Annotated in this window: 4 protein-coding genes; all 4 read right to left on the bottom strand. The window is 65.8% G+C overall.

Annotation, left to right across the window (positions count from 1 at the left end; genetic code table 11):
• Positions 1–990: hypothetical protein (locus EB084_22160; GenBank protein NDD30968.1), on the bottom strand; the 990-nt coding region annotated here is incomplete at its 3' end.
• Positions 987–1202, bottom strand: a complete 216-nt coding sequence (locus EB084_22155) for a hypothetical protein (protein NDD30967.1) — start codon at positions 1200–1202, stop codon at positions 987–989. The genes EB084_22160 and EB084_22155, both read right to left, overlap by 4 nt.
• An 11-nt stretch (positions 1203–1213) precedes the next feature.
• Positions 1214–2305 (bottom strand): hypothetical protein, encoded by a 1092-nt coding sequence (locus tag EB084_22150; protein ID NDD30966.1) that lies wholly within the window; start codon positions 2303–2305, stop codon positions 1214–1216.
• A 662-nt stretch (positions 2306–2967) separates the two neighbouring features.
• Complete coding sequence (locus EB084_22145; GenBank protein ID NDD30965.1) at positions 2968–3360, bottom strand: DNA-binding protein; 393 nt, start codon at positions 3358–3360, stop codon at positions 2968–2970.

Raw genomic sequence — 3360 nt, 5'->3', positions numbered from 1 at the left:
CAGGGCGGCGGCGAGCATGTCCACGGTGTCGTCGAGTTTGTCCCGGGCTATCTGGGACGCGTCGCGTGGCCCGCTAATGCGTATGACGGTCGGGACCGGGTTCCCGGGGCGGGAGTCCACTTCCACATAGGCGGCCTCTTGGACGAGGTTGCCCCGCTCCCGGGAGTCTGGGATGCGGGCCTTTATCGCGCCCTCGTTGTCTTTGTCATTGACCAGCCGGAACGAGCCCAGCGCCCCGTCAGCGGGGGTCAGGAGCGGCACGATGGTGTAGGCGGCCCCTTGGCATGCGTCTATCTTGCGCCCGGACCCCACGGGGCCTTGGTCGGTGTAGGTGGTGTCGGCTTTGCGTTTGTGGTCGGTGACGATGACCCCGGCCCCTAGGTGTGTCAGGGGTAGCAGTCGGCGGGAGATGAACCTCTCCACATCGCTCGCGGACTCGTCCACCCCCCCGTCGAGGGCGCTCATGGCGGCCCGGAACGAGTCCACGATGACGAGGCTCCACGGTGTCCCGATGATTTCCGTCCAAGTGATGTCGGAGATGCCGCCGCGGTAGTGCAGCACGGTCAGGTGGCGCTCGATGAGGTCGCGGGGTACTCCCATGCGCAGCAGGCGCTTGACATTGCGGCGGGGCAGTTGCTCGAAGTCCAGCAGGAGCACATCCCGGCCCGCGGTGATCTCCTGCCGGGTGGCCTCCAAGCAGGCCCATGACTTGCCCACGCCACGCGGACCGGCGAGCAGGTTCCACATGCCGCGGTAAAACAGCCCTTGTCCGTTCTCGTCCAGCAGCAGGTCAGCGGTCAGGTCGGGCTCGTCTGCGCAGTCCAGAAGCCCGGACCCGGCGAGCAGCCTCGACCCGGTGGCGGTCATCCCGGGCGGCTCCTGGCCCGGTGTGTGCGCGGTGATGCGTTCCGCGATGCGTTGCACCTCGTCTGGGTAGAAAGTCTGCGCATCGTGCGCCACGGTGCTCGTCGTAGTGGTGTGGTCGGTCATGATGCGACTTCCTCCAAAGTGATGCGGACCGCTTGCATGATGCAGTCGCGGGCCATGTCTGCGGTGTCGAGGTTCGGGACGGTCGCGGTGGCGACGCTCATACGGGATTTGCCTTGTGGCGGGACTGTCACCACGATGACTTGCACGGCGATTTGGTCGCGGGATTTGGCATCTGTGAGGAACGCGTCCACCATCGCGTCGTAACCCCCCATAGCGTCGTGACTCATACGAGCACCCCCGACCGATACAGGTCCGCGAGGGTCAGGCCCAGCGCGTCCACCACTTGCTCCGGGTCGCAGGCGGACCGGCCGAAGCAATGCACGAGCACCCGGTCCTCGACTTCGCGCACATCCAGACTCGGGCCGTTGTCCGGGTGTGCGGGGCATTGAGCGACCCACCTGTGCGGGCCTTTGACGAGCACCCTGTCCAGCACAAGCCCAGCGGGGTCGGGGTTGTCCCGGGTGGTGGCCCACGGCGATGACGGCTGGGTGAACCCGGTCACCTCATAGGCGGCCCGGTGCTCGTTGCGCATGCTCTTGCCCACCTCGTCCAAAGTCACCCGGGTGTGCAGTAGCCCCAGAAGTCGAGGGGGCGCGTCCACGATGGGCGGCAACGGTCGAGGGAAGCCCGGGTGCGCTGCGCGGTATGCGGCCCCGGCCGGTGTCACAGCCGGCGGGACGACGAGGTTTGACCCGGGGCCCTTGACCTCCACAGCGGGCAGTAACTCCTTGGGGAGCACCATCCCGACCGGGACACGGAAGTAGAAGTGGGCCCCTCCACCTGCGGACTCGATGACCCGGTTCCCCATCTGGGGGTGCTCGCAGGGGTCGCAGTCATGCCGGGAGTGCTCGGTGCACCACATCGTCCACAGGATGCTCCCGCGCCCATCGTTGCTTTGCTCGATAAGGCGGTTCATGTGCGCCACCCCATCCTCACCACCGGGGTGCGCGTCCACATCTATGACGCAGAAGCCCTCCGGGACCCGCACCGACAGGGCCACGGTGCTCCCACCCCACGACAGGCCCACAGCCTTGTCGAGCATCTGGGTGAAGCGGTCGAGGTCAAGGGTGGCGGCGTACACCCCATGGCACAGGAGCCCGTCACAGACACACCCCCCGGGGTCGTGGGCCCCTGCCACACAATCCGGGCAGTTCGCGTATCCACCTTTGACCACTTTCCCGGGCCGTTCCCGGTCGAGGTACATGGGCCTGACAAAACAGGGGAACCCGTCAAGCATCCACCCAGCGGCGGCATCCCTGATTTGCTCGCGTGTCGGGGGTCCATCTAGCGCAGACGGCTGCGCGGCGGTTACCATTTCAGCGTCACTCTTTCTCCACCCTTGCAGGGGTGGTACTCCGACAGCGGCCCGCGGACTTTCGTGGGCCGTTTGTCTTATGCGGTCATGTGTGTGGACATAGAGCGCTCCCCAGCGTTGTTTGTGTTTGTTTGTTTGTGTGTTGTTAGGTTGGTTTCGAGGAGGTCGAGGACCACATCCCCGCGGCTCACGCCACGGTGCTGCACCTCTGCATCCAGCAGAAGCAGGGCCTCGGTGGTGATGCGGACAGAAATGAGCGCGTCGCGGTGGCGGCCGTCTGATTTACGGCTCCTGCGTCGCGTCGTATCCATACCGTGCACGATAGTGGCGGAGGTGTCACACACGGACCGGCGACACACAGCAAACCCCCCACCCCCTAATCCGCGGCGATGTGTAAAAGGGAAAGTGGGCGGGGTCCTCGACGCAACCCCCAGAAAAAACAGCTGGGTCGGGGTAACTCGTCACACACTTGGTAACTCGTCACGCACCCCTATTTCGTCACAGATGCGGTCCAAGCGTCACCACCCCTGGCCCCGACCGTCACACATGTGCTCGACCGTCACAGGCCCATAGGTGCATCTGAAAACTCTGATTTCGGGGGCGCACACAAGCAGTAGCCGGAGCGTGGGTGCATCGCGCTGGGTCAGGTTGGCGACCCCCCTCTACCCCCTGCGGAACAATCCTCGACGACGGCGGGCGAGTTGAGCCCGCAAGTCCGCGACCTCCGAAGCGAGCGCGTCACGCTCAGCCCGCATCTCGTCAGCGGCGGAAGAGGTGATCTCCAAACGCGTCTGGGCCTCAGTCGCCTGCCGCTGCATGTCCAGAAGTTGCTCGACCAGAGCCATGAGGTCCGCAGCCGGGGGCGGTTCCGGGGGCGCAGCCTTGGCCCGCTTGTCGCTGCGGCGTTTGTCCCGTAACGCATGCACCGCCGCTTGCTCGATGCGTAGGGGGTTCATCTCGACCGCGGCAAGGGTCCCAGCGGCGACCATCTGCCGGACCCGCTTGGGGGACACTCCCAGCACTCGGGCCGCGTCGCTCGTTCCGTAGGTGTCCAC

The organism is Pseudomonadota bacterium (assembly GCA_010028905.1).
Classification (GTDB): domain Bacteria; phylum Vulcanimicrobiota; class Xenobia; order RGZZ01; family RGZZ01; genus RGZZ01.
This window is presented reverse-complemented; position numbering and strand designations above follow the sequence as displayed.

Excerpts from the sequence above, each read along its gene's own strand:
- EB084_22150 (NDD30966.1), bottom strand. The coding sequence starts at position 2,305 with ATGGTAACCGCCGCGCAGCCGTCTGCGCTAGATGGACCCCCGACACGC.
- EB084_22155 (NDD30967.1), bottom strand. The coding sequence starts at position 1,202 with ATGGGGGGTTACGACGCGATGGTGGACGCGTTCCTCACAGATGCCAAA.